Source organism: Peribacillus sp. QJM3NY_7, from assembly GCF_056173225.1.
This window is the reverse complement of sequence record NZ_CM149663.1, coordinates 2,346,828-2,371,951: the sequence shown is the minus strand read 5'-3', so window position 1 is coordinate 2,371,951 and position 25,124 is coordinate 2,346,828. Positions and strand designations below refer to the sequence as shown.

21 protein-coding genes, 1 pseudogene and 1 riboswitch are annotated in these 25,124 nt (G+C 40.0%); of the genes and pseudogenes, 3 read left to right on the top strand and 19 right to left on the bottom strand.

What is annotated here, in order from left to right:
• Positions 1-47 precede the first annotated feature (47 nt).
• The 7 genes from AC0VX1_RS11300 to AC0VX1_RS11270 form a co-directional block, all read right to left on the bottom strand.
• Positions 48-686: an ABC transporter ATP-binding protein gene (locus tag AC0VX1_RS11300; protein ID WP_475471274.1), complete on the bottom strand. Its 639-nt coding sequence runs from the start codon at positions 684-686 to the stop codon at positions 48-50.
• 11 nt (positions 687-697) lie between these two features.
• Entirely contained in the window at positions 698-2,149 is a 1,452-nt protein-coding gene (locus AC0VX1_RS11295; RefSeq protein ID WP_475471272.1) for an acyl-CoA reductase, read from the bottom strand.
• The gene (locus tag AC0VX1_RS11290; protein ID WP_475471270.1) at positions 2,146-3,234 is read right to left on the bottom strand and encodes a LuxE/PaaK family acyltransferase; all 1,089 of its coding nucleotides are present in this window, start codon (positions 3,232-3,234) and stop codon (positions 2,146-2,148) included. Before AC0VX1_RS11290 ends, AC0VX1_RS11295 begins: the two co-directional genes overlap by 4 nt.
• A 637-nt stretch (positions 3,235-3,871) precedes the next feature.
• A complete protein-coding gene (locus tag AC0VX1_RS11285) occupies positions 3,872-5,146 on the bottom strand; it encodes an Nramp family divalent metal transporter (RefSeq protein WP_413021005.1) in 1,275 nt (424 codons plus the stop codon).
• A gap of 70 nt (positions 5,147-5,216) precedes the next feature.
• On the bottom strand, positions 5,217-6,398 hold the full coding sequence (locus AC0VX1_RS11280; RefSeq protein WP_413021003.1) for a thiolase family protein: 1,182 nt from the start codon (positions 6,396-6,398) through the stop codon (positions 5,217-5,219).
• A gap of 23 nt (positions 6,399-6,421) precedes the next feature.
• Positions 6,422-7,087 carry a 3-oxoacid CoA-transferase subunit B gene (locus tag AC0VX1_RS11275; protein WP_098866401.1) on the bottom strand — a complete coding sequence of 222 codons (666 nt, stop codon included), beginning with the start codon at positions 7,085-7,087 and terminating at the stop codon, positions 6,422-6,424.
• 6 nt (positions 7,088-7,093) lie between these two features.
• The gene (locus AC0VX1_RS11270; protein ID WP_098185350.1) at positions 7,094-7,750 is read right to left on the bottom strand and encodes a CoA transferase subunit A; all 657 of its coding nucleotides are present in this window, start codon (positions 7,748-7,750) and stop codon (positions 7,094-7,096) included.
• Positions 7,751-7,994: 244 nt separating this feature from the next.
• Here AC0VX1_RS11270 and AC0VX1_RS11265 point away from each other — a divergent pair, with 244 nt between their 5' ends.
• On the top strand, positions 7,995-8,780 hold the full coding sequence (locus tag AC0VX1_RS11265; RefSeq protein WP_400449134.1) for an IclR family transcriptional regulator domain-containing protein: 786 nt from the start codon (positions 7,995-7,997) through the stop codon (positions 8,778-8,780).
• Between the two features lie 270 nt (positions 8,781-9,050).
• Here the strand turns inward: AC0VX1_RS11265 and AC0VX1_RS11260 are convergent, their stop codons facing one another.
• The 8 genes and pseudogenes from AC0VX1_RS11260 to AC0VX1_RS11225 all read right to left on the bottom strand — a co-directional run bounded on the left by AC0VX1_RS11260 (position 9,051) and on the right by AC0VX1_RS11225 (position 18,962).
• Positions 9,051-10,625, bottom strand: a complete 1,575-nt coding sequence (locus AC0VX1_RS11260) for a class I adenylate-forming enzyme family protein (protein WP_475471267.1) — start codon at positions 10,623-10,625, stop codon at positions 9,051-9,053.
• 26 nt (positions 10,626-10,651) lie between these two features.
• Positions 10,652-11,824, bottom strand: a complete 1,173-nt coding sequence (locus AC0VX1_RS11255) for an acyl-CoA dehydrogenase family protein (protein ID WP_475471265.1) — start codon at positions 11,822-11,824, stop codon at positions 10,652-10,654.
• A gap of 168 nt (positions 11,825-11,992) precedes the next feature.
• Complete coding sequence (locus AC0VX1_RS11250) at positions 11,993-12,898, bottom strand: LysR family transcriptional regulator (protein WP_475471264.1); 906 nt, start codon at positions 12,896-12,898, stop codon at positions 11,993-11,995.
• A gap of 117 nt (positions 12,899-13,015) precedes the next feature.
• Positions 13,016-14,254, bottom strand: a complete 1,239-nt coding sequence (locus AC0VX1_RS11245; protein ID WP_413008216.1) for an MFS transporter — start codon at positions 14,252-14,254, stop codon at positions 13,016-13,018.
• Positions 14,255-14,487: 233 nt separating this feature from the next.
• Complete coding sequence (locus tag AC0VX1_RS11240) at positions 14,488-16,479, bottom strand: alkyl/aryl-sulfatase (RefSeq protein WP_475471262.1); 1,992 nt, start codon at positions 16,477-16,479, stop codon at positions 14,488-14,490.
• A 352-nt stretch (positions 16,480-16,831) separates the two neighbouring features.
• The gene (locus AC0VX1_RS11235) at positions 16,832-17,317 is read right to left on the bottom strand and encodes a DUF2975 domain-containing protein (protein ID WP_475471260.1); all 486 of its coding nucleotides are present in this window, start codon (positions 17,315-17,317) and stop codon (positions 16,832-16,834) included.
• Positions 17,318-17,531: 214 nt separating this feature from the next.
• Positions 17,532-17,846 (bottom strand): annotated as a pseudogene (locus tag AC0VX1_RS11230) (transposase); the annotation flags it as partial.
• 237 nt (positions 17,847-18,083) lie between these two features.
• A complete protein-coding gene (locus AC0VX1_RS11225; RefSeq protein ID WP_475471258.1) occupies positions 18,084-18,962 on the bottom strand; it encodes a LysR family transcriptional regulator in 879 nt (292 codons plus the stop codon).
• Positions 18,963-19,204: 242 nt separating this feature from the next.
• On the opposite strand from AC0VX1_RS11225, the gene AC0VX1_RS11220 reads away from it, so the two are divergent.
• Both AC0VX1_RS11220 and AC0VX1_RS11215 read left to right on the top strand, forming a co-directional pair.
• Positions 19,205-19,834, top strand: a complete 630-nt coding sequence (locus AC0VX1_RS11220; protein ID WP_475471257.1) for a chromate transporter — start codon at positions 19,205-19,207, stop codon at positions 19,832-19,834.
• 48 nt (positions 19,835-19,882) lie between these two features.
• On the top strand, positions 19,883-20,428 hold the full coding sequence (locus tag AC0VX1_RS11215; RefSeq protein ID WP_413020996.1) for a chromate transporter: 546 nt from the start codon (positions 19,883-19,885) through the stop codon (positions 20,426-20,428).
• A 152-nt stretch (positions 20,429-20,580) separates the two neighbouring features.
• Here the strand turns inward: AC0VX1_RS11215 and AC0VX1_RS11210 are convergent, their stop codons facing one another.
• The 4 genes from AC0VX1_RS11210 to hutG form a co-directional block, all read right to left on the bottom strand.
• Complete coding sequence (locus tag AC0VX1_RS11210; RefSeq protein WP_187049278.1) at positions 20,581-21,897, bottom strand: Na+/H+ antiporter NhaC family protein; 1,317 nt, start codon at positions 21,895-21,897, stop codon at positions 20,581-20,583.
• A gap of 190 nt (positions 21,898-22,087) precedes the next feature.
• A riboswitch (SAM riboswitch) is annotated at positions 22,088-22,195 on the bottom strand.
• A gap of 333 nt (positions 22,196-22,528) precedes the next feature.
• A complete protein-coding gene (locus AC0VX1_RS11205) occupies positions 22,529-23,200 on the bottom strand; it encodes an SOS response-associated peptidase (RefSeq protein WP_475471255.1) in 672 nt (223 codons plus the stop codon).
• 59 nt (positions 23,201-23,259) lie between these two features.
• Positions 23,260-23,415 (bottom strand): hypothetical protein, encoded by a 156-nt coding sequence (locus AC0VX1_RS11200; protein WP_412993556.1) that lies wholly within the window; start codon positions 23,413-23,415, stop codon positions 23,260-23,262.
• 323 nt (positions 23,416-23,738) lie between these two features.
• Positions 23,739-24,695: a formimidoylglutamase gene (gene hutG, locus AC0VX1_RS11195; protein ID WP_475471252.1), complete on the bottom strand. Its 957-nt coding sequence runs from the start codon at positions 24,693-24,695 to the stop codon at positions 23,739-23,741.
• Between the last annotated feature and the right edge of the window lie 429 nt (positions 24,696-25,124).

Sequence of the window (25,124 nt, the reverse complement as noted above, 5' to 3'; positions counted from 1 at the left end):
TGTACCTCATTTCCACCATTCGCGGCTTTTCAAGATCGACAGCTGTATCATAGACAATGCTTCCTTGATCCATTACCGCTATCTTGTTCTGAGAGATAAACAGCTTCTGAAATATCATGTGTTATAAAAAGGACTGTCGTATTTTGCTGTTTGCATATCTTTAAAAGGTCGTCCTGTAATTCTTCTCTTGTAATCGCATCCAATGCAGCAAATGGTTCGTCCAAGAACATCATGGACGGCTGTTCAACAAGTGCCCTTGCAATGGCTACACGACTCTGCTGACCTCCTGATAATTGTGCCGGGAAACTTTGAAGATAGTCTGCTAACCCAACAGTGTCCAATAACTTCATCGCATACTCTATATCCTTTACCGTCACTTTCCCCCTAAGGGAAACGGGCAACAGAACGTTATCCATTACAGTTTTCCACTCTAATAGGGTTGGGGATTGAAAGACAAATCCGGCTTCAGGGGACGGCTTGTTTACGATGTTTCCATTCAGGGAAATAATTCCAGCATCAACCTGCAGTAAGCCTGCTGCCAGCTTTAATAACGTCGTTTTCCCGCACCCACTCTTCCCTAGCAAACAATGAAACTCCCCTTTTTCTAATTCCCAGCTTACACGATTGATAACTGACCTTTTGCCCTGATAGCTGTATGTCACATCTTTAACTGTCAAAAAACCCATTCCACTACCTCCTAATCAACATAAGGGGCAAATCTTTCACTGAACACTACAGCAGAGGACTCTATATCTACCATGTTGATCAAATCTAGTAAATTAAAGCGGCCATCATGATGCCATCCCGCTTCGGGAGACGTCATACTGCCCAAAGCCGTTAACCTCGTTACACCAATCCCCCCCAATAACTCGGCCCAATGAAAAAGTTCTCCTGGGCTTGCAGCTATACCAACGGTTTGGAGGAAAGCACGGTGAGGCTCAATGGAAGGAATCAGGTCCTCTATTTTTTCAAAGGCAATCACTTTTATTACTCGATTCAAACTACTTGGAGTGAAGGAAATGCCCTTTTCTTCATATACGACGGTCCAATCAAGTGCTGCATTTCCCAATACCTCTTTTTGGGAATCATAAAAAACACTCATCTCTTCTCTTTGACGCCACGATGCCAGTGCTGCAGACTCTTCCATTGAAAGACTCCGCCGAGGATACCTTTTTTCCATGTTTTCAAGTTCATGTGCCAGATATCTCGCAAATTCTTTTGGCGAAACATTGCCGCCATGTTGGACATAAAAAATATGGGGAGAGTAGCAGCCTTGCTGATCATAACGGATGACATCAATTGCCGCTTGACGTGCCGTTTCAAAAGCTTTTTGTGAATCCAGGCTTAAACGAGAGATCAACCCAAAACTGATTTTATGCCCATATGCCAAAAATCGGGTGGTTATTGGCGTTCGGCTTTGAAGAGACTGAAGCGAAGCGTTGCCGCCGTACCCTACTACAACGTCACTTTGTTCCAATATGCATGCTTCCCGCTCTTCATCGCCCCCTTTCCACCAAACAATGGCAAAGCAATCCGCTAATTTAGGTTCAATTTCCACTAACAAACGGGCAAACAAGCCCGCAAACAGAGGCTCCGCGCTTGAGACCTTCCCAATGTTTCCTGACTTGGTAAGCAAGGCGGAGATGAAGCTCCACAAAGGAAGACCAGGGACATTCCCCGACCAAATATGGGTGATTAGATTTGGCCCGACTGCCTTAGAGTACCCTCCTTTGATTCGAGGTTGAAAGTCATCAAGCAACAGGGGATTTCCAAAATCTTCGACAACAAAGCGTTGGAGTTCATGTTTGCGGAACTTTTTCAAATAGACAGTAAGACCAAGACGAACTATTTCCTCATCGTACCCTGTAATAATCGGCAAGAGCTGTTCAGCCTTTTGACGGTACGGTGAACGACGATCCAGCAATCTCTCAATCGCTTTGTCAATAATGTCCATGATTTCCACCGTCGTAAATGCCTTTAATGTCTCAACACTCGCCCTTTTAACTTTTTCTATAACCTTATTCATCTGTTCTATCGTAAGAAGGGGAATCTCCACTTCCACTTCTTCATACTTTCTCTTAAATACTAAAATCCTTTTTGTGAAATCTTCATCCCCTATATCCGGTATATATCCTGCAATCTCTCTCATTCCGAAAAGCCCTTTGCAGCTTTTAAAAACTCATCCACTGCTATGGAACAACCTTTTGCTTCTGTTCCCTGCACTCTCCCTAATAAAAGAAAACCACCATCCACCTCGACCCCTAAATCTTCTGTTAGGATGGTAGTGACCGAATTAAAATTAGCTAAGTCACAATGAACAAGTACTCCCCGCTCGCCCTTTTGGACCTCTTCCCCACTTAAAGGATTAATCACTCTAGTCCTTATCCAATGCGGTCCCGATTTCACAGGAGGAACAGTCTCGTTACCATCATCATAAAATTGCGTGCTTAGCTCTGTCATCCCATACATATTGATACACTCAGACCGGTCTACACCTAAGTGAGTGGAAAGCATACGATAGAATTCATCCATACCCAATTCCTTTGATTGATTTTTATATCCTCCCGTATCAAGGATTTTACTTCCCTTTGGTAAACTAAAGGTCTTTCCCATTCGTTCTAATTCTTCGATCATATGTACGAAACTAAAACTCGCGCCTACAAGGGCATAAGGCTCCCCAGTTTTTTCCGCATGCTCAAGGTCCTCCAGCAGGCGGTCCATATCAATTCCACTTTCATTTAATAGATAGTGACTATCCTTCGTACCGAATTCACGCATTCCAAGACCCAAGTAGCGAGCTAATGAGGAGTTAGGCATTTCTATTTCGGTTGGAAAAAGAATCCCCATGCAGATTTTCTCCGTTTCCTTCATAAATCTTTTCCTAAAATTTAAAATCATGGACTCATCAAACACTTCCAAAGTGGGATGATAATGTTTGCCCTTAATTCCTTTTGTAGTTCCGCTCGTCATGAAAACCGCCTCTGTTTCAGAGGGATCTATGGAGCTTAGCGTGACCTCTTTAAAAGCATTAATCGGAACGGCCGGAATATCCCTCCATGTCTTGACTACCCTTGGTGTCTTTCCTTTTTGAAAACAAAAGGTTCGATAGGGAAGATTATGATGGTATTGATAAGAAAATAATTGTAAGGCCTGTTCATTGAATGCCTCGTCTGATGTACCTTCATTCTGCATAAAGCGAACAATATTATTGGTTATGACTTGCTGTTGATTCATCTCGAATCCATCCTTTCATAGAAAATAAAAAAGCACTTTGCGTAAGCAAAGTGCATAGTGGTCCTCTAGTCACAATCCCTACGCTGGCATTACCCAACAGGTTCAAACGGTCTACAACAGTTAGTCATACTCTCAGCCTGATTCCACAGACTCCCGTAACATTAAATTTTATTCAAGTCTATTCCTTCTGCCTAAAAAATGCAACTCCATTTTAAACTATCGTTAAAGACACTAAATCATAGATTCATATTTCATTAAAAGGAGTGAACACTATCATCACCATCGATTTTCTCAATTTTTCATTTTATATGAAGGCATATAATTCTATAAATAATGACATATAAAAGAAATACCATTCCAAACTCTAAAGTAAAAGCTATGTGCTTGTCTGCTGGATATAAATTAAGGTGAAAAACAAAAAAGTCACAGCTACTTTTGGATTGAATATGTTTGCTAGAAATCCTTCTTTAGTATAATTATTATCGATGACCATCAGCTTTTCCGTGAAGGCGTAAAGCACATATGCTTTTTTTATTGACGGCGAAAATGAGATTTGGGGGTAAAAAAAAGTGAGACTGACCAGCTAAAGGGAAAAATAAAGGCTATCAGGAAGAAGATTCCCCACAGCCTTTACCTATTATTTCGTAAAAATTTCAATAAGTTCGTTAACCCCTAAATAGACGAACATCATGAGACAAGCTGTTAAAACCAAATTAGGAACCGCTTTGTTCCTAAACTCTTTATCTACCTTTTTCGAATTTAATAATAAAATCAGGGAGATCGCCAGAAATGGCATAAATAATGCTCCTAAAGCTCCATATATGATGATTAACTCGACGGGTTTCCCGAAATAAAACAAAATCATCGGAGGGAATGTCAGCCAGGCTAGATAGGCACGATAAGCAGGTTCCGTTTCTGAAACAGCCTGTTTTCCTGGAGCCTTTTTACTGCGTATCGTTTTGACAAAGTCAGCAAAAAGATACGGAACCCCATTCCAAACTCCAAGTAAGGAAGAGAAAGCTGCAGACCAAAATGCAATTAAGAATAACCAACGCATAGGTGTGCCAAACTCCGCCCCAAGCATTTCGGCAAGTTGGATAAGCCCTTGATCATCACGGATGCTGACACCTGTACCCGCAAGAAATTGAGCACCGATTATCAATGCAGCCAATGTAAAAATAGCTGTTAATGTATAGGCAACCTTGGTATCTGTTCTCATCATGGAAATCCAACCTTTTCCACTCCAGCTTTTTTCACTTAACCAATAACCATAGGAAGCCATAGTGATTGTTCCACCAACTCCACCAATCAAGCCTAGCATTAAAATGAATGAGCCTTCTGGAACTCTAGGAACGAATCCGATTGCGAAATCTCCTAAGCTAGGTAGGAAAAGAATCGCAGTACCGATAATCGTTACAAACATAATACCTATTAAAACTGTCATTACACGTTCAAACAGCAGATAACGGCCTGTCCAAACGAGACCGAAGCCTAGAATCGAATGGACGATAGCCCAAGCCCAAAGCGGCATGATTGGAAACATGGCGTGCATGGCCAATGCTGAAGTCGATGCTGCAGCTGCTCCATAGATAAATCCCCAAATGACTGAGTAGATACCAAAATAACCTGTTGCCCATTTCCCTAATGAATGCCAGCCATCAATCATGGTTTGTCCAGTTGCCAAATACCAGCGTCCTACACCTTCATTTAAAAAGTATTTCAAAATTGCACCGACGATAATGGCCCATACAAAGGTCATTCCAAAAGACGTTCCAATAACGATAGATGTTATCAAATCGGCAGTTCCCACACCTGTGGCAGCGACAACTATACCTGGTCCAACCTGTCTTAATTTTTCCCCCATCGTAGCTGGTGGAATTTTGAGCTGTGGCTTATTAAGTTCTGTCTCCATGTAATGCCTCCTCAGATCGTAAATGTCCAAAATATATTTATTTAATGCAGTTCATTCATTTAGAATCGTCTTAGGCTAATTCTAATAAAATAGCCATGCCCTGACCTCCGCCAATACATAGAGTCGCTATCCCGTATCTTTCTTGTCGTTTTTGCATTTCATGAATTAATTTCGTTATGATTATCGCTCCAGTTGCCCCTAATGGATGACCTAATGCGATAGCCCCACCATTGACATTGATTTTATCAGGATCTAGCTTCGCTTCACGTATCACGGCAAGTGATTGCGAAGCGAAAGCCTCATTCAATTCAAACAGCCCAATATCCTCAACCTTCAGACCAGTTTTTTTCAAAAGTTTTTCGATTGCGGGAACTGGACCGATTCCCATATATCGTGGATCGACACCGGCTGTAGACCAGTTAATGATTTTGGCAATAGGTTTGATACCTATGTTGGAAGCCTTTTCTCGAGTCATTAAGACTAAGGAACTCGCTCCATCATTTCGGCCACAGGCATTACCCGCTGTGACAGTTCCATCCTTTTTAAAGACTGGTTTCAATTGGGTTAATTTTTCTAAGGTTGTGTCCCTTGGGTGCTCGTCTATTTGGAAAATCGATGTGTTTTTTCTAGTTTTTATTTCAATCGGAACAATTTGCGATTTAAAGGATTCAGACTCGATTGCTAATTTTGCCCGATTCTGGCTTTCCAAAGCAAATGCATCCTGATCCTCACGGGAAATATTATATTTTTCCGCAACGTTTTCAGCTGTAATCCCCATACCTAAGTCTTTTCCAAAAACTTCGATTGGCTGCTGGCCATTTTCAAGATTAGAATCAACAAGGTAAGGATTTCCTTCTCCATATCGTGAATTTCTTAAATAAATGGGGGCCCTACTCATATTTTCCGCTCCGCCGGCAACAACAATATCATCCGGATTAAATGCTAAGTGCTGAACCCCCGATACAACAGCCTGAATGCCTGAAGCACATAGTCGGTTTACTGTGAAAGCAGAGGCCTCATGGGGAATACCAGCTCTTAATGCAGCAACACGTGCTAGATTAGATGATTCAGTGGACTGCCGTACCTCACCAAAAATCACTTCATTGATCTGCTCAGGTTCTAGCCCAGCACGCTCAATCGCATCTTTAATGGTTGTTGCAGCTAGATTTCCAGCCGGCACCTCTTTTAATCGTCCGCCAACTCTACCAATGGCTGTACGGTTTGCGCTAACAATTACAAATTCATGATCCATTATAATACCTCCGGATTGTTAATTCATTCGACTGAATACGCTTTCAAACTTGGTGAAATTATAAAATTTGCAGGTGTGATTTCTTTTAATTTCTCTATCGTACACCCCTTGTCTAACTCTTCTAAAATCATTTCATTATCTTTAAATCGAAAAACTGCATATTCAGATATTAATGTCGATACGACACCTTGGGCTGTTAGTGGAATATCGCAGTGATTGACAATTTTCGGATTGCCCTCTTTGGTGCAATGCTGAGTTGCAATGATGACTTCCTTTGCACCCACGACTAAATCCATTGCTCCACCAACTCCTAAAATATCCTTTCCCGGTACAGCCCAGTTTGCTAAATCTCCTGTTTCACTGACTTGAAGGGCTCCTAAAACGACTGTATCAATATGTCCGCCGCGAATCATCGCAAATGATTCGGAGGATGAAAAATAAGCAGCACCTTTTTGTGCGGTAACCGGTAATTTCCCGGCATTTATGATTTCAGGGTCTTCCTTCCCTTTCTCTGGCGAAGGACCTACTCCAAGGAGCCCATTCTCCGTATGAAGGTACACGGATTTGTTTTCGGGTATATAGTTAGCAACCATGGTCGGAATGCCGATCCCTAAATTGACGATTGTTCCCTCTTTTATTTCCATAGCAACCCTTTTGGCTATCATTTCTTTAATAGTAAGTGTCGACATCTTCGGTCAATTTCTCCTTTCCACTATAAAATCCACGAACAAATGAGGCGTTATGATTTCCTCGGGAGATATCTTGCCCATTTCAACAATCTCCTCCACTTCAACTATAGTTATTTTTGCTGCACTAGCCATATCAGGGTTAAAGTTCCGAGCTGTTTTTGAATAGATTAAATTACCCAACCTATCTGCTTTTTTAGCCTTCACTAAAGCCACATCAGCAAATAACGGTAACTCTAAAACATATTCTTTTCCATTAATTACGCGTGATTCTTTATTTTCTCCTATAAGTGTCCCCGCTGACGTGCGAGTATAAAATCCACCTATACCTGCACCTGCTGCTCGTAACCTTTCTCCTAATGTCCCTTGCGGAACCAGCTCCACTTCCAACATACCTTGCTTGACGTAACGGACGGCATCCATATTACTCGTAAAATATGAACCTATCCCTTTTTTTATTTTATTTTGGAGTAGAATCTTACCTAGACCTTTTCCTCCGGGTTCCCCTAGGTTATTGCTAATGATTGTTAAATCGGAAACTGGATGTTCAGCCATTGCTTCCACCAGGTTAAGAGGGCATCCTACCAACCCAAAACCTCCTACAGCGACGGTGTCTCCATCTTTTATATACGAAACAGCTTCTGATGCAGTAATGATTTTATTCAACTTAGCTTAAAGCCTCCTCTTCCACGTAATGTAATCCCTTACATATTCTTTGAAAAAAATTAAAAATAAGAGTTGTATAATTGCGATCATAAGTGTACACTATACGTATATATTGTACATATAGCGTACCTTGGGATAATCATAATTATCTTTTGTTAAGAAGTCAACCTAATTGTTTGTTTTTTCTAACAATTAGGCTGATAATTCACTATAAATTTTCATTATTTTTAGGAGGAAGTTCGAGATGAATAATGAAACGGAACAATCATCTTATTTCGTCCAATCAGTCGCAAAAGGATTTGAAGTGTTAAAAGCTTTTGATTCAAGTTCTGCCAGTCTTTCGCTTCGGGAACTTGCAGAGCGGACAGGCATTAATAAAGCGACAGTTAGACGCTTTGCATTAACCCTTGTCGACCTTGGTTATATAAGGTTAATAGAAGACAATAGATTTCAACTCAGCCCTAAGGTTTTGGATTTAGCGGTCCATTATTTACAAACATTGAATTTACCGGATCTTGCTCAACCAATCTTGGAATCTATCTCTGCCACTGTAAAGGAATCAACAAATCTGGCCATTTTGGATGGTGCGGAAGTTGTCTATGTTTCCAGAGTGAATGCAGCTAAAAGGATCGTCGGGGCAAACTTGAAGGTCGGTTCAAGGTTGCCTTATTATGCAACCTCATTAGGAAAAGCACTTGTTGCCTGGTTACCCGAAAACGAAAGGAAAAAAATTTGGGGAATCACCAATATCGAAGCTTTTACCCAAAATACAATCACCACTTATGAAAAATTCGAGGAAGATTTGGCCATGACCAGGGCACGGGGTTATGCGTTAGGTGATGAAGAGCTAGAAGAAGGACTCCGCTCCATTTCAATGCCCATTATCAATTGGCAGGGGGCAACGATAGCCGCAGTAAATGTTTCTACCCAGGTCATCCGAACAGATAAAAAGAAATTATTAGAAATCTACTTGCCAGCCCTTCAAGAAGGAGTTAAAAAATTAAATCATCAAACGGGATCTAAAAGTTAAAATCAAAATACACACTTGAAAAAATTGAGGCCACTTAATTTAGTAGAAAAAAAGACGACTCCAATTTATTTTCATAAAATTGGAGTCGTCTTTTTTATTATTAAGGGTTCTGGTGCGGAAATATTTTTTAGGAATATATACCTAAATCCCCTATTCTTGTATGAATTATGATGTAACTTAAAATAATTTGTGTCTATCTTATATTTTCTAGTTTTCTGTAGGTATCAATGTTGAAATTAAGTCTGTTATGATACACTTGTTCTGCCTCTCCTAAATGGTTAGAATACCTTGTGAAAACATCTTTCTTAATTCTTTTTTATCTATTTTTCCAATCGGCGTTAATGGGAACTTATCAAGAAAATAGGAAATTTTAGGAACCATATACTTAGAGGTCCTTTGTTTGCAGAAATCAATTAATTCCTCACTAGTACAGCTCAATCCTTCATGCAATGCTATCACGACACACACTACTTCTCCCCAATCTGGATGGGGAACGCCAATGCATGCGCTTAATGCAACAGAAGGGTGCTGGTTCACCACTCGCTCCACTTCTGAAGAATATACATTCATCCCGCCTGTAATGATCATATCTTTCTTCCTATCTACAATATAAAGGTAACCGCTTTCATCCCATTTACCAATATCCCCCGTGTAGAACCAGCCATCACGGATGTATTCACTGGTAAGATCCGGTCTTTGATAATATCCAACCATCATGGCTGGGGACTTTACGATAATTTCTCCAAACTCGGTTGGTTTTACATCATTTCCATTCTCATCAATCAGTCGAACTTCGGTAAGAATGCACGGTTTTCCACAGCTTTTCAAAACTTCCGGATTATTATGATAAGCCCATACATGAGCGCTCTTCGATAGTCTTGAAATGACAATATTACATTCTGTCATGCCGTATTGCTGGCGCATGATAGGCCCGAATACTTCAAAAGCTTCTTTAAGGCGCTTCTGTGAAATCGGTGACGCACCATAGAAGATATTGCGCATGGAGCTCATATCATATTCCATCTTCTTGGTCTGATCAAGAAGCCTGTATAACATGGTCGGTACCATGAATGTCGTCGTGATTTCATGTTCCTTTATCGCCTGTATGAATGCTGCAGCGTTGAATGAGCCCATCACATAAACATGGACGCCCGAAACAAGGGATCTCCAAAGTAGTGAACCGGCTGAATGCACAATGGGCGTACTTAGCAATACCCGGTCCCGGTCGTCCAGCGGGTCTTCGATAGCTGCAGAAAATATCGCGGCGCCGAGTCCTTTCTGGGAATGCATGACGCCTTTGGGTGTACCCGTTGTCCCGCCTGTATAGGACAGAAGGGCAATGTCATCTTCTTCAGCTATTGGCAAGTCTAAATTATTTATTTCACTAGGCCATTTAAATAGTTCAAACTCCTCCGGATAATTACTATTAAAGCCAGGGAGCCCAATAACATGGACATCCTCCTTCTTCATTTCTTCCAAATACTCTAAGAAGGTGTCGAAGTGTGTCTGTGTAGCAATTATGACCACTTCTGGTTTTGCTTCCTTTAAAATGAATTGTATTTCTCGTTTTCCGAGTTTTTCACTTAATGGCACCAAGGTAGCCCCGCATTGCTGGACGGCCAAACCAAACATCACACTTTCTAAACTGTTTGGAATGATGGTCGCTATGCGGACGCCCCTACCTGCACCTAAACGCATTAAATAAGATGTGATAAGTTCTGTTTTCTTCCATAACTCGTCGTAGGTTATCGTTTCTCCGTTTGGCAACAAGGTAATAGCCGGCAGTTCGCCGAATCGCTTCATTCCTTTATTCAACAGTGACTGAAATGTCAACTTATGCAGCATATATATTTCCTCCCCCGAAAAAGTTTTCACCCTTTTAATAGTGCTTTGGCAATTGTATTTTTTTGAATCTCTGAGGTTCCGCTCAGAATCCGATACATCCGTGCACTCCTGTACATTTTTTCTACTGGATGCCCTTTTACCAAGCCTTTGGAGCCAAAGATTTGGATGGCCTTGTCAGCTACACGGCAATTTACTTCTGAAGCAAACAGCTTAGCCATGGATGTACCGGCCCGATTCTCTTTTCCTTGATCAATTTTATCAACCACATCATAGACCATGCATTTTGCTGCATAGATTTCCGTCGCCATATCAGCGAGCATATGCTGAATTGCCTGGAAGTCACCGATGGGCCGGCCATACTGGACTCGCGTTTTGGCATGTTCAACAGATAAATCGAGAAGGTGTTGAGCCATTCCGATAAAGCCGGCGGCATGGGAAGCGCGATTTGTGTTTATTCTTTTCAATCCGAGCAGCAACCCTTTTCCTGGTTCTCCGATTATATTGGCGGCAGGCACTCGACATTGATTGAAATTCAATTCGGCATGTATGCGTTCTCCTGATAGGGGAACTTGAATGTCTCCTAGTTCAAACCCTGGATGTTGTGGTGTTTTTTTATCAACTAGGAAAGCAGTGATCCTTTCTTTTTCTCCTTTCCGGGATTCTTTTGCTATGACAATGGCGAAATCAGCATAGGGGGCCGCACTGATAAAATGTTTCTTTCCGCTTAATATATAATCATTTCCGTCTTTAACGGCTGTTGTTTCGATAGCAAATGCATCCGACCCGGCATTTGGTTCTGTAAGGGCAAAGCAGCAACTCACTTCTCCCGTCACAACGGGCATTACATATTTTTCTATTTGCTCCGGTGTAAAACTTTCCAACATCTGACCAATTCTTAGCGGCCCGCCAATCTCCCCTATAACCTGCCCCCATAAAACCGCTCCGGAACGTGCCAATTCTTCCTTGAACATGCATAATCCTTTTAAGCTTACTTCTTGTCCGCCATATTTTTCAGGGAGGTTAATTCCGTAAAAGCCCAATTCCCTGGATCTTTTCCTTGCCCATTTTATGGCTTCCATCGGAATATCCTCTTCAGCGTTCAAGCCATGCTCCTGTTCATATGGAAGCAATTCATTTTGGATGAAATCCTGCAACTTTGTTTGAAGTACCTCTAATTTCTCTTCCTGGGTCGTTACCATAAGTTTCCCCTTTCGATTTTTATTTTCGTTGAATTTTTTAAGTATTTAAAATGTTATAATATTAATTTTAAATGTAAATAATATTTAAGTAAAATAAGGATATATGATATAAATATAAAAAATATTGATGTAAATAAAAAAATATTAGTTCCCTATCATCATAGGAAACTAATATTTAAGAGTGGTATAGAAATCGAGACATTTAATAAACTCCCTGGAAGCTTTTGAAAAATACTGCTTCTTAGAGCGAACGTAACCGAATTCCATTGTATTATTTTCCAGCTCCACCAAAGGAATGGCCACAAGTTCCCCGCTTAGGAAATAGGGGTCGCTGTTAACTCCAATATCATAAGAAAAGGCAATCGCTAATCCCTCAGCGACGGTTTTTTTGATGATCTCTGTATTATTTGTGAAAAACAAAATATTCATCTCACCGTAATGATCAAAAAAACCTTTAATGAACGACTTCATTCTTGGTCCATTGTAAATGACCAAATTTTGGTCCATAAGCTCTCGTGGGGTTATGCTTTTACGGTTCACTAAAGGGGAGTTCTTACTGACCATCACAATCACTTTTGCTTCCATCAAAGGTTGGAATTCCAACTCAATTTCTTTTGGTTTAACCTTTGGGATATTCAATAGCCCGATGTCTATTTTACCATTCCGTACTTCTTCGGTTATCTCTTGTCCCCCTTTTTCTTCAATGACAATTTTCACCTCGGGATACTTCTTCTTAAATAAGGCCAAGGATTTAGGCAAAACCGTTAGAAATAAACCTTGTGTTGATGAAAGGCGCAACTCTTTTTCCATCGTATCTGAATGTATTTGGGCACTGTCTCTTATTTCTTCCAATTTGCTTAATACTTCAAGAGCTTTCTGGATGATTTCCTTTCCGTCTTCTGTAGGTATGGTTCCTAACCTTGACCTCTTGAAGATTTTTATACCTAATTCCTTCTCCAAACTCGTAATGGCCATACTGATTCCAGATTGAGAGATATGGAGGCTTTCTGATGCAGTGGAAATCGAGTTAACCTCGGCCACCTTAATGATATATTCCAATTGTTCAATATTCATGGTTTATTCTCCTTCTAGCCTATTACTACTATCATACCTCGAACAGAAAGCCCTTTCAATTTTAGAGAAGTGGAATCAGAATACCTCAAGCTTTATCCTCAAAAGCAGAATCTAGTTTTATACAATGGTAGATGTTTTTTCGTATTCTTTAGCGGGTTGTGCCTGATTATTTTTAATAGATACGGCAACAATCGTTCCTAATAACGCTATTATCACCAAAAACAGGAAAGCGGCATTATAGGAGTCATTAAACAGACTGATAATCAAACCGAGGGCTAAAGGAGAAACCGCACCTGCAATTTGACCGGCAAAAGTTACGAGTCCGGAGGCAGAGCCCGTTAGTTCCTTTGGTGAGTATTTTATGATGATCGTATAAAGAACCGTTCCAAAGAAAGACAGTGCTACGGAGTTGAGAGTGAGATAAGTGATGATAAGTGCTATAGACGTGGCGTTAGACATTAGAAAGAGAAAAATTGCCGATAATAAAGCGCCTGCAGCGGCAAGATACTTCTCCCGGTTAGCCATATGCTTATCCAGAAGCCACCCGCTTACATTAAACATCAAGAAACCAAAAATATAAGGGATTGCCAATAAACCTCCGGCGGCTATTAAATCCACCCCTTTTTCTTTAACCAAATATATAGGCATCCAAGTGATCAGACCATAGTTGATAATATTTGATATAAACTTGAATGTTATGAGTTTCCAAATATTTTCGATTTTAAATAACAGTTTCAGAGCAACCTTTTTTTGTTTCGGTTTGTCTTTTTTAACCTCTTGATTTCCTTGAGGCTTTAGAATGAACCAAATTCCGAAAGAAGCTAATATCCCTAGAATCCCGGAAATGGTAAACATGCCCCGCCAACCGAATGCCACCACCATGGAAGCTGCAAGTGCAGTACCTAATATCCCGCCAATATTTTGGGCAGACAGGAAAAACGAATTTGCCCTGCCCCGTTCTTCTTCCGGGAAGTTATCTCTTATAGTGGACATACTGGCAGGATAGAAAGGCCCTTCACCTAACCCGAACAGAAAACGGATGAATAATAAAGACATGAATGACCAAGCAAACCCAGTCATTACAGTGAACAAGGACCAACTAAGCAAAGAAACAGTAACCATGACCCTGGCGCCATACTTATCGGTCATCCATCCACCAAGCGGTTGCATGAGTGAGTAGCTAACAAAAAATATACTAATTAAAATACCTGTCTGGGACGTATTGAGATGAAACTCATCTGCAATAGGGATAATCCCGACATTTATGGCAACGCGATCAAAAAAACTTAAAATCATTCCAACAAATAAAAGGCCGCTAATCATTATTTTTCGTTTCTTACTTGCATATAACTGCATTTACCATCACTCCATTTTTTTATATTTTCACAAAACCTCAGCCTCACAGGAAGCGCTTACAATTCCTTTCGAATTACAAAACTTGTTCTGTAACTATTAGGAGCGTTTTATAAAAAATTAAAAACGAAACAGGATGCCTACAGGATTAATAATACATTCAAACCCACGAGACTGCTAAGTAGACTCGTGGGTAACCGATCCATCCTTGTTTCAGAATATGAAGTGTTTGATTATCACGGAGTTACGATATTAACCTTTGGTTGGAATTGATCCAGCAAAGTCAGGAAATCTTCAAATTGTTTTTTATCACCGGAAATGGCAACTTTACCGGCTGCTTCCATTTTGGATAAATCTTCACGTCCCAGAGCAATCTGATAGAAGGTTATTCTATCTAATGTTAATGCTGCATCAGGGTTGGACGCCATTTTCCCTTTTTTGAAGTTCAATACAGAATTATTCAGATCGATCGTGTAATTGGTTTTTGAATCTGTAAATGTCAAATTGAAAGTCATATTTTTATTTTCCGCTTTCATTCCGTTTAATTTAATGGACAAGAATTTCAGGAAATCATCCATTGGCATATTGAGCAGCGTATCGAGATTCATCATTCCGCCACTTCCCTTTGAGTCTGCCACACCATTCCTTAACTCGTCTGCGCCGGTAAGATAGAAATTACGCCACACAGAAGATTCAGCTGTGTATCCTAATTGCTCATAAGCTTTAGCCAATAAATTTTTTGCTTCTGTATTTTTCGGGTTGGCCATGACGACATGCTTTAAGACTTGAGCCACCCAGCGATATTCCCCTCTTTTATAATCAAGTTTTGCCTGTTTAATGACCTTCTTTTCCCCACCCATATACTGTACATATTTAGCGCCCGATTCCTCTTGTGGTAATGGATCCAAGTCGGATGGATTACCGTTGAAATATCCTAAATAAAAGTTGTACACCGCTTTTACGTTGTGTTTCAATGTTCCGTAATACCCCCGATTGGCCCAGACTTTATCCAACTTTTCAGGAAGCTTTAACTCTTCCGCGATTTCATCAGGTGTAAGTCCTAAATTCGCTAATCGTATGGTTTGGTCATGAATATATTTGTACAAATCACGCTGACTTTCCAACTGCTCCAGAACATCGTCCCTTCCCCATATGGGCCATGTATGGGCCGTTACCATAGCATCTATATCTTCGTTTCCAAACAGATCAACTGTTTCATCAAGTGCTTTCACCCATTTTAGGGTATCTCTGGTTTTAGCTCCCCTTAATGTATAAATATTATGTAACGTGTGTCCGGTGTTTTCCGCTACCACTAACGTTTTGTAATCATTGATATAATAATGCATTTCAGATGGAGCTTCCGAATCCGGCGTCAATAAAAATTTAAATGTAATTCCGTCTATTTCCACCGTTTGAATATCATCCTTCACTTCCATTGTTGGAGGTAAATAGCTAAAAGTTCCGTTACTTAATCCAGGGCCAATACCAGAAGTAACAAACCCCCTTTCATTTGCGGTTAAGAGATTTCCAAACATATAACCTGCACGGCGAGACATTATATTGCCTAAAAGAATGTTTTCACTTAGCGCTTCATCGTTAAAACCTGCTGGGACAATAATCGGCACCTTAGCTGGATTGTCAGCATATTGAGCAATGCCTTTCATACCACCAAAGTGATCCGCATGACTGTGACTAATAACAATTGCACTTACTGGATTTTTGGGCCGATGTTCAAAATAAAGCTCCATGGCTGCTTTTGCCGTTTCAATTGTAGAAAGTGTATCCAAAACTATTAATCCTGTTTTTCCTTCCACAATGGTAAGCACTGATAAATCCTGGCCCCGAACTTGATAAACGCCATCTACCACTTTAAATAAGCCTGTTATATTTTGTAATTGAGCCTGCCGCCACAAGCTTGGATTTACAGTAAAACTTGCCGGCTGATCTTCTTTGATGAATGAATATCGATTACTATCCCAAACTACGTCACCTTTTGAATTTTTAATGGGATTCATATTCAAAGGCGCAATGAAACCTTTATGTGCATTCTTGAAATCTTCTTTATCTGTAAAATTCAACTGTTCATAAAAAGCCTTATTTGCTGAAATTGTTGCATCTGTGGCCGGCATCGGCTCATCTGAAGCAGCCTTTGTAACAGAAGAACCTGCCAGTAAAACAAAAACAATGGGAACGGTTATAATTCCTTTAATAAAAGATACTTTGAACATTTCATACCCCTTTCTAAGTAGATATTATGTATCTATTCCGAATGTTGCAGCAGTAAACTTTCTCTTTTTCAGGAATTTTTAGAATAATATGAATTTATTTTATAATTAATTTTACTTTAAGTATATTTCCTATTTCTAATGGTAACTTCAATTTTATTTATATAAAGGCTATGTTAAATTCTAATGTTGATATTTGACCATAAGAAAACCGCCTTGGTGAAAAGGCGGTTCATTGAGCTATCGTCCCCGTAGTTAAATAAATTAGTTGTGTCTGTTTTTATTGAGTGTCTTCGTCGCTTTTGTACTCCAAAAATCACCTGGCTGACAATCAAAATTCTTACATATCCGTTAATCATTCATTTTTTGACATTATATCTGGGTCATTTTTTAATGGCTTTTGAAGTGCGTCCACAATGGCTGCGATGATACTTGTTGCTAAAATACCCATTAGACATAATGATGTAGGACCCGCTGCATCATCACTACCTGTAACTTTAGCAAGCACCCTTAAGCTTACTATTCCTAACAAAATGAGGAAAATGACTGTAAAAGTACATTTCTTTATAATCTTCAAAGATTTAAGGGATAATTCAGAGAAAGCATTGTTCTTTTCGATGTAGGTTAATAGTTTATAGGCTTGATACAACGCAACAGAAAATGCAATATAGAAACCGTATGCACATACTAAAAAGGGGATTAGGAAGTAAGCCGTATCTGGATGTACCCTTGCATCTCTAACGGCTATCTCAGGCAACCAGATACACAAAGCAAGTACTGCAATTCCAGTCAGAAAAATAATTACCTTTAAGAAAGTGGTTGAACCTCGTTTAACATTCATTTAAAACACCTCACCTATTTAATGACAACTTGATTTTAGCATATTATTTATCGTATAACAGTAAATTTATATTGTTTTTATTTACATTATTATTGTTATTGAAATATCCTTTTAATTTTGACAAAAATAAAAAGCACTTCTCATTACAAAGAAATGCTCTTACTTTAAAATGTTAAATTTACAACTTGTTCAACAAAACTGCCCTTTTAGATTTATGTGGTCTTCTGATGCGTTGAAGGGGCGTGTTTGTGAGGTCGTTGAAGGTTTGATGGCAGGCTTTACAGCTGTAACGCTGCTGTTTCACCTCTCCAGCACATGTTTTGATAAGGTATTTACCAAATCGCACAACAAAATGGCTGTCGCAATGTGGCCAAACAAGACTAGCTTTATGTTTTTGTACTTGGATTTCATCAATTGCACGAATAGGAGCCGACATTGGTTTCGTTCGAGACTGCAAGAAATATACAAGTTGCTGTTTACCGCTTTCATTTAATTCTTCGGCGAGCTTCTTTATTTCCTTTAACTCCACGCTATATCATCTCCGAACCATCATTATATCTTTTATTATGACCATTAATCCCTTTGTTTGTCTAACCGAAGACTGAACAACCAAATACAAAATGCCCTTCCCGATAGAGAAGAGCTTTTATAATCAATGCAGTATATTCAATTTACCATGACTTTTGCTAGCTGCCGGGGCCACGCCGTTAATCACGAAACTGAAAACGCTGCCAATTGTATGAGTGAACAAAGGCAGCGTCCATCCTTATTGAAGAAAATCAACAAATTTAGACACCCCTATTTTATTAAAACGCTTGTTTTTCCTGACTAGCCATAAATTTCTTGCCATATTTATTCTGTATATATCCACTTCCCGCAAAAAGCCTTGCTCCAATTCTCTGGCCACTGTCAACCTTGGCAAAATGCTGATTCCAAGTCCGGCTTCAACCGCACTTTTTATCGCTTGTGTACTGCCAATCTCCATGTAGCTTTCAATTTTTTCTAAAACCCCATGCTCCCGTAGCATATTTTCTACGATAAGCCGTGTTCCGGAAATGGATTCACGCCAAATCATCCTTTCATTTCCCAATTCCTCTAGCTGAATTTCTTTTCTGCCTTTCCATGGGTGGTCGGATGGACATACCAAAATCAATTCGTCTTCGGCGAACTTGTCTACAATAAAATCGGTGTTTTCCACAAGTCCTTCCACCAAGGCCAAATCAATGACATCGTTTGAAAGATCCTCCAGAACCCGGGGAGTATTTTTAATCGTCAATGTCACTTTTATTTCTGGCTGTTGTTTTTTGAATCTCCCAAGCAAGCTCGGCAACAAATACTCGCCGATAGTCAAGGAAGCCCCTACTATGAGATTTGCATTGTACTTCCCCGTCGATTGCTGAATCACTTCTTTTGAATGGTTGAAGTCATTTACTATGGCTTTAGCAAAAGGGTATAACAGCTTTCCTGCTTCTGTAACTCTCAGCCTTCCTTCCTCACGGTCGAATAACAAAGTGTTATAATAATTTTCCAGTTGATGGATCTGCCGTGTTACAGCGGGCTGTGATAAGAAACTTAACCTCGCTGCCTGGCTTATGCTTCCTTCATCCACCACTAAACAAAACATTTTCAGATTTTCCAATTTCAAGAAAACGACCTCCATGTTTTTAGATAGTTTATTAAAATGATAGCATCATTAGGTAAATGGTGAAATGAAAATAGTGAGATACATTCTAAGGCTTCAATTTTTAGCGGCATTCTAATAAAACGGATAAATCTTCTGGGTATAACGTTTTGTTATACCCGATGATTTTGTTGCAATTTACCCAGCCCTTTTTCTTTGATATGTTAATGATAAGAATTAAACAAAGCATGCAAAGGAAGTGACTGATGTCAATGAAAGGACAATGGAAAACTCTATTCCAATTATTTTGGACCTTTTTTAAAATAGCACCTGTCACATTCGGAGGCGGGTTTGCGATGATCCCTTTAATCGAAAATGAAGTGGTCGAAAAGAGAAAATGGATGAAAAGCGAAGAAGTTACGGATGTTTTTGCTTTATCTCAGTCCGTACCGGGAGCTGTCGCCATTAACTCCGCCACCTTTATCGGCCATCGAATTGCCGGAATGAAGGGGGCAATTGCAGCCATGATCGGTGTTTCATTACCTACCTTTTTAATTGTTCTGCTCCTGGGCATTGTGTATTTTTTCATTCAGGATAATCCGAAGGTTGAATCCGCATTCATATCGATCAGAGCTTCCATTGTAGCCATCATCGCCTATGCGGCTATCAAGATAGGAAAAAACGCAGTTGTAGACAAATCAACTTTCTGTATTTTAATAGCAGGAATTCCCGTCCTCTTCTTTCTTCACCCTGTGATGGTTATATTAGCAGGAGCTCTAGCCGGTATTGTGACCATCTCCATTAAGAGAAAATTAGGTTACGATGTCAAGATGGACAAAAAAGATAGGAAAATAGAAGAAAATGATTTCGAACCTTTCATGGGTGCTGGCATATAGGTAACACAAAATAGGGACTAACTAATTTTTAAGAAAGCATGTGATGGAATGATGGAATTGTGGGAGTTGTTTAGCACCTTCTTTATTATCGGCTTTGTATCTTTCGGAGGCGGATACGCCATGATTCCCGTAATAGAATCGGAAGTCTCACAGCATGGATGGATGACAACGCAGGAATTCACCGATATAATCGCCATTTCCGGGATGTCCCCAGGACCTGTCACCGCCAATAGTGCCATTCTCGTTGGCTATTCGACTGCTGGGTTAGCAGGAGCCATATCATCTGCTCTAGGAATCTTGCTTCCTGCCATTATATTCGTAACCGTTATAGCCACATTTTTCAGTAAATTGAATCATTATCCAGTTGTTCAATCCATGTTTTATGGATTAAGACCGATTGTCACTAGTTTGATCATCTTTGCAGCGATCAGTTTAGCACTTTCCAATCATATGATAGCCGTGAACTTTTCATGGCATACGATAAGCTTATTAATCGTTTTTGGTTTATCGTTATTTGCCCTAATGAAATTACGCTGGCATCCAGCCTATGTAATTATTCTTTCCGGTTTAGTTGGTGTTGTCCTCTATTCATGACAGGTGTCTCACACACAACCATCATTAATTTGGACCGGAATTAAGCAGAAAAATTGAAAAGTGTGAGAAAACTTTATTATGTTTATGTATTTACCATACAGAAAACACCCTGCATCCAATGATTCAGGGTGTTTTGTTATTATATTCTCTTTTTAAGAGGTACGTTTCTTCATTTCATCATTTCCCGGCTGAAACCGTGGAAAACCAATCAGGATGGCAATGACGCCACAAAGTCCAATCAGGATTGGGTAATATGAATACGGCAAGATGCTTAACGGAGAAATTTTTGCTACCCCTGCTGCAACAAGCAGTTGTGCTCCATATGGGATCAACCCTTGGATACAACATGCAAAAATGTCAAGGACGCTCGCCGATTTCCGCGGATCAATCCCATACTTTTCAGAAATATTTTTGGCAAGTGGCCCGGCAATGATAATCGAAATCGTGTTATTTGCCGTTGAAAGGTTCGTTAAACCAACAAGCCCCGCAATGCTGAATTCCGCCCCTTTTTTCGATTTGCTATTTCGTGTCACTAGGTGGAGTAGATAATCGATGCCACCATTATGTTTGATTACGGCTACCATACCTGCAATTAAAATGGCAAGGAAGGAGATTTCATACATTCCCGCCATTCCTTCTCCAACTTTTTGAATGACACCCAACGGTTGATAACTACCATCAGCCAAGCCGATGATTCCGGCAAATACGATTCCGATGGAAAGGACCAAGAACACATTGACTCCTGCCAATGCAGTGACCAATACGCAAAGATACGGAAGAATCTTCACCCAATCATAAGACTGTTGGGAAATGTCAGCCTGTTCACCCATCGTTAAAATTCCTAGGATGGCACATGTGATGATGGCTGCAGGTAAAACGATGAAAAAATTCACTTTAAACTTATCCTTCATTTTCGTTCCCTGAGTTCGGACAGCAGCGATTGTCGTATCTGAAATGAATGAAAGGTTATCCCCAAACATCGCACCACCAATAACGGCTGCCATTGAAAGGGCAAGTGAAATATCAGTTTGTTCACTAATCCCTACCCCGATAGGTGCCAGGGCTACGATCGTTCCCATGCTTGTCCCCATGGATAGAGAAATAAAACAAGCGATGATGAAAATCCCCACCATTAATAGATTTTGGGGGAAAACAGCTAAGGCAAGATTCACGGTTGATTCAACTGCCCCCATGCCATTGGCAACTTCGGCAAAAGCGCCGGCCAAAAGGAAAATGATAACCATTAACATAATATTGGCGTCCCCGGCACCTTTACAGAAGATATCAACCTTTTCATTGAATGTCTCTTTCCGATTCATCGCCAATGCAGCTGCCGATGCAATGGAAATCGCTACAATCACCGGAAATGAATAAAAATCTTTAGTGATGATTCCGGATCCAATAAATAAAATTAAAAATACGACAAATGGGATCAATGCCCATGGATTCCCTTTATTGTTTGCACTCATGATGTACACCTCTTTTTATTATTCCCGCGACATGTGTCACAGCTCTTATTCTATTAACAGTTTTCGCAAATAACTCCAATTTGAACCTACCTGATTTTCCAGTCATGGAGCTGTAGCAAAAAACTGGCATAAAAAAAGACCCCTTCTATTTAATAACAAGAAGAGGTCTTTTAATTTATAAAAAACACCCTCCTTATCTTTCAGGCGAAAATCAGCCTGCTGGATTTGGCACAGCACTCCATTTAAGTCCGCTGCCGAGACATCTTCGGGCCAGTCCCTCCGTCTCTCTTGATAAGAAGATTACATTATATAATTATTTAAAAATTACGATGCCTGCCAGAAAAGTACCACGCTGGAAACTTGCCTGAGTTCCTGACATCGAAAGTCGTTTTGAAAAGCAAATATAACAGTACAGCATTTTGTCTATTTTCGCAAGGGTTAATTTTTAAAGTGTTTCACATGCACTCCTTACTGTTTATAAAGAGATCTAAGTTGATTGGAGCGGGTGTGCGAGACTCCTGGGGGAAAAGCGAGTGCCTGGAGGCGACGTCAAATTGTAAAAACCATAAAAAAATGTAGACAAACTCGATTTTCACCGAGTTGTCTACATTCTGAGAGGCCTAATGAACTCTCAACAAACTTGTTGGATTAGGTTAGGTGTATTATTTTTAGTCGAGTTTACATCAGTCGATACTTCAAATGCTTCCATCTGTTCCGAATCGAATGATTTTAAATACTGTTGCAGATATGCAGGATCATTAATGGAAGGATTCAACCAATCTTTTTCATCTTCTGGTTTTAGGATGACAGGCATGCGGTCATGAATGCTGGTCATTAGCTCATTTGGCACAGTTGTTATAACAGAGCACGAATAGATGCTGATGCCTTCAGGAGATTTCCAGGATTCCCAGAGACCGGCCATTCCAAATGGAGCATGATTCTTCAGTTTTATCCGCATCGGTATTTTTCTTTCTGGTGTCTTCTTCCATTCATAAAAAGAGTCAGCGATTATCAAGCATCTCTTCTTCTTATACGCATTCCTGAAGCTTGCTTTCTCAGCAATGGTTTCCGCTCTGGCATTGATCATTTTGTAGCCCGCTTTTTCGTCTTTTGCCCAGAAAGGAATGAGTCCCCACCGAAGATATCCAAGCCGGTTCCTTACCCCGTCATTAATGACGGAGAGCACGGATTGGGAGGGAGCAATATTGTAGCTGAATTGGTATTCCTCATCAAATGACCCTTGGATATCAAACCGTTCTTTTATTTCTTCTATGTCAGTGAAAAGAGTGAAACGTCCACACATAATATCGCCACCGTATTAAGATTTATTACAGTGTATCAAATGGAATGGGCAGGCACAAATCAGCTTTCTAAAATCTTGATATCAGTAAATGGTTGATTAAATAATTCGCTGGAAATCAAAAGAGTGCCAAGGACTTCTCTTTCATCTTCAGCTTTAATGATTTCCGACAAAATTAAGGTACTGCCATTCCTGACCGTTACTTTATATTCATTCATGGAATCCCTCCTCAAAAGGCTAGATGGTTGTTATTATAAACCAAAAACCCACAAGTATCAGTATTGAACTTAGCAGAGGCATGGAAAATCCACATGCCTTTATACTTTAAATGGTTAGTCGAACGAAGCAATGCCAAGGACCATGAATCCTTGTGAAGGAGGCGCAAAAAACTGTCCATGAATGATTCATGGACAGTCTGGGGGCTTTAAAGGTTTTTCGCTTCAATATTGAAGATAACATTAAGGAAAGCCCCAACAGTCGATACGAAAAGAAACGCTCTTTCTGGGAAGACCGAATTGGAGTTGCCGCCATCCCATGTCCATTATTTAAAATGCAGCAAAACCTCATTTATTAAATGCCCTGCCAATGTAACGGTCTTATTATTTTCGTCCAATGAAGGGTTCACTTCAGAGATATCAAATGAGAGGATCTTTTCATTCGATACGATATGCCTAATAATGGCACGGACCAATTTCGGATCCAGTCCAAACGGCGATGGTGCACTTACCCCAGGTGCGTAGGCTGAATCAATAACATCCGTACATAATGTAAGCATGATATAGTCACTTTCCTTAGCGAATTCATTTATCCTCCGCTTCGTTTCATCCATTTCGTATAATGACAAATCTTCTTCCAATATGTAGTCGACATTACTCCTCTCCGCAGTTTCAAACAGTGCCTTCGTATTCCCCTGCTTCTGAATTCCGACACATAAATAGCCACAATTTTGATCTTCGTCCAAAATCTGCTTAAACATCGTGCCAGATGAAGTTTCATTTTCATAAGGTCTCATATCAAAGTGAGCGTCAATATTAATAATCCCTAGTCTAGCTTTTGGTCCAATGGATTTCCTAATCCCAAGATAATGGCCATACAGGGTTTCGTGACCTCCCCCAAGTATGATAGGAATCGCTTTACTCTCCAAAATCCGGGCAACAGCTGATCCCAGTTGAGATTGGGCGGCTTCCATCTCTGTACTTTCACATATTACATCGCCAGCATCCACCAGCTCGGTTTGGGAAGGTAAATGACAAGGTAATTTTGCCAACGATTGCCTAATATGATCAGGACCCTCGGCAGCACCAACCCTGCCTTTATTCCTTTTGACGCCTTCATCACATTTAAAGCCAATCAGTCCAAAAGTTCGTGATGCATTGGAAGAGGTGGCTAATTCCGAAATGGGTGCCAAGCGCACTCTTTGGTGGTATCTGAAGCTGTCCAGGTCAGTTTGGGAATCAATTCTTCCATTCCAATATTTTAAAGTCGGGTGAGTATACATAATTTCTCCTTTATTTTAAAAATTCCGAAATATCTTTCTTAAAAATTATAATAGAGATAATGTATAATTACCAATACAAAAATTTAATATTTCTATAGAAGGTCAGCGTACATTTATGATATTGACAGATATATCTGTTGGAGAATATCTTCCTTGTATCCGTTTGACATTGCTGCTCAAGCCAGTAGATTTAGCAAGGGCGTTTCGATTTTGCCTATAAATAAAATCCACAAAAAGCCCAATTTCTCGGTGTTGTAAAGAGAGAAATTGGGCTTTGGCATCATATAAAAGCGACCTTTAACAGAAGGCCCGATCTCAAGTTGATCTTACTAAACTTTAGTATCAATTTTCAGTTACTGCCCCCTTATATGACCTAGTGACAGGGGGCTTGCCAAAAACCGCAAAGCATCATGATTTCAATGATTCTCC

Coding starts and splice junctions, on each gene's coding strand:
- AC0VX1_RS11215 (WP_413020996.1), top strand. CDS start 19,883: ATGATGGAATTGTGGGAGTTGTTTAGCACCTTCTTTATTATCGGCTTT.
- AC0VX1_RS11280 (WP_413021003.1), bottom strand. CDS start 6,398: ATGGATCATGAATTTGTAATTGTTAGCGCAAACCGTACAGCCATTGGT.
- AC0VX1_RS11205 (WP_475471255.1), bottom strand. CDS start 23,200: ATGTGTGGACGTTTCACTCTTTTCACTGACATAGAAGAAATAAAAGAA.
- AC0VX1_RS11300 (WP_475471274.1), bottom strand. CDS start 686: ATGGGTTTTTTGACAGTTAAAGATGTGACATACAGCTATCAGGGCAAA.
- AC0VX1_RS11245 (WP_413008216.1), bottom strand. CDS start 14,254: ATGCAGTTATATGCAAGTAAGAAACGAAAAATAATGATTAGCGGCCTT.
- AC0VX1_RS11240 (WP_475471262.1), bottom strand. CDS start 16,479: ATGTTCAAAGTATCTTTTATTAAAGGAATTATAACCGTTCCCATTGTT.
- AC0VX1_RS11295 (WP_475471272.1), bottom strand. CDS start 2,149: ATGAGAGAGATTGCAGGATATATACCGGATATAGGGGATGAAGATTTC.
- AC0VX1_RS11260 (WP_475471267.1), bottom strand. CDS start 10,625: ATGCTGCATAAGTTGACATTTCAGTCACTGTTGAATAAAGGAATGAAG.
- AC0VX1_RS11210 (WP_187049278.1), bottom strand. CDS start 21,897: ATGAGTGCAAACAATAAAGGGAATCCATGGGCATTGATCCCATTTGTC.
- AC0VX1_RS11265 (WP_400449134.1), top strand. CDS start 7,995: ATGAATAATGAAACGGAACAATCATCTTATTTCGTCCAATCAGTCGCA.
- AC0VX1_RS11255 (WP_475471265.1), bottom strand. CDS start 11,824: ATGGTAACGACCCAGGAAGAGAAATTAGAGGTACTTCAAACAAAGTTG.
- AC0VX1_RS11250 (WP_475471264.1), bottom strand. CDS start 12,898: ATGAATATTGAACAATTGGAATATATCATTAAGGTGGCCGAGGTTAAC.
- AC0VX1_RS11220 (WP_475471257.1), top strand. CDS start 19,205: ATGTCAATGAAAGGACAATGGAAAACTCTATTCCAATTATTTTGGACC.
- hutG (WP_475471252.1), bottom strand. CDS start 24,695: ATGTATACTCACCCGACTTTAAAATATTGGAATGGAAGAATTGATTCC.
- AC0VX1_RS11285 (WP_413021005.1), bottom strand. CDS start 5,146: ATGGAGACAGAACTTAATAAGCCACAGCTCAAAATTCCACCAGCTACG.
- AC0VX1_RS11235 (WP_475471260.1), bottom strand. CDS start 17,317: ATGAATGTTAAACGAGGTTCAACCACTTTCTTAAAGGTAATTATTTTT.
- AC0VX1_RS11275 (WP_098866401.1), bottom strand. CDS start 7,087: ATGTCGACACTTACTATTAAAGAAATGATAGCCAAAAGGGTTGCTATG.
- AC0VX1_RS11290 (WP_475471270.1), bottom strand. CDS start 3,234: ATGAATCAACAGCAAGTCATAACCAATAATATTGTTCGCTTTATGCAG.
- AC0VX1_RS11200 (WP_412993556.1), bottom strand. CDS start 23,415: ATGAATGAATATAAAGTAACGGTCAGGAATGGCAGTACCTTAATTTTG.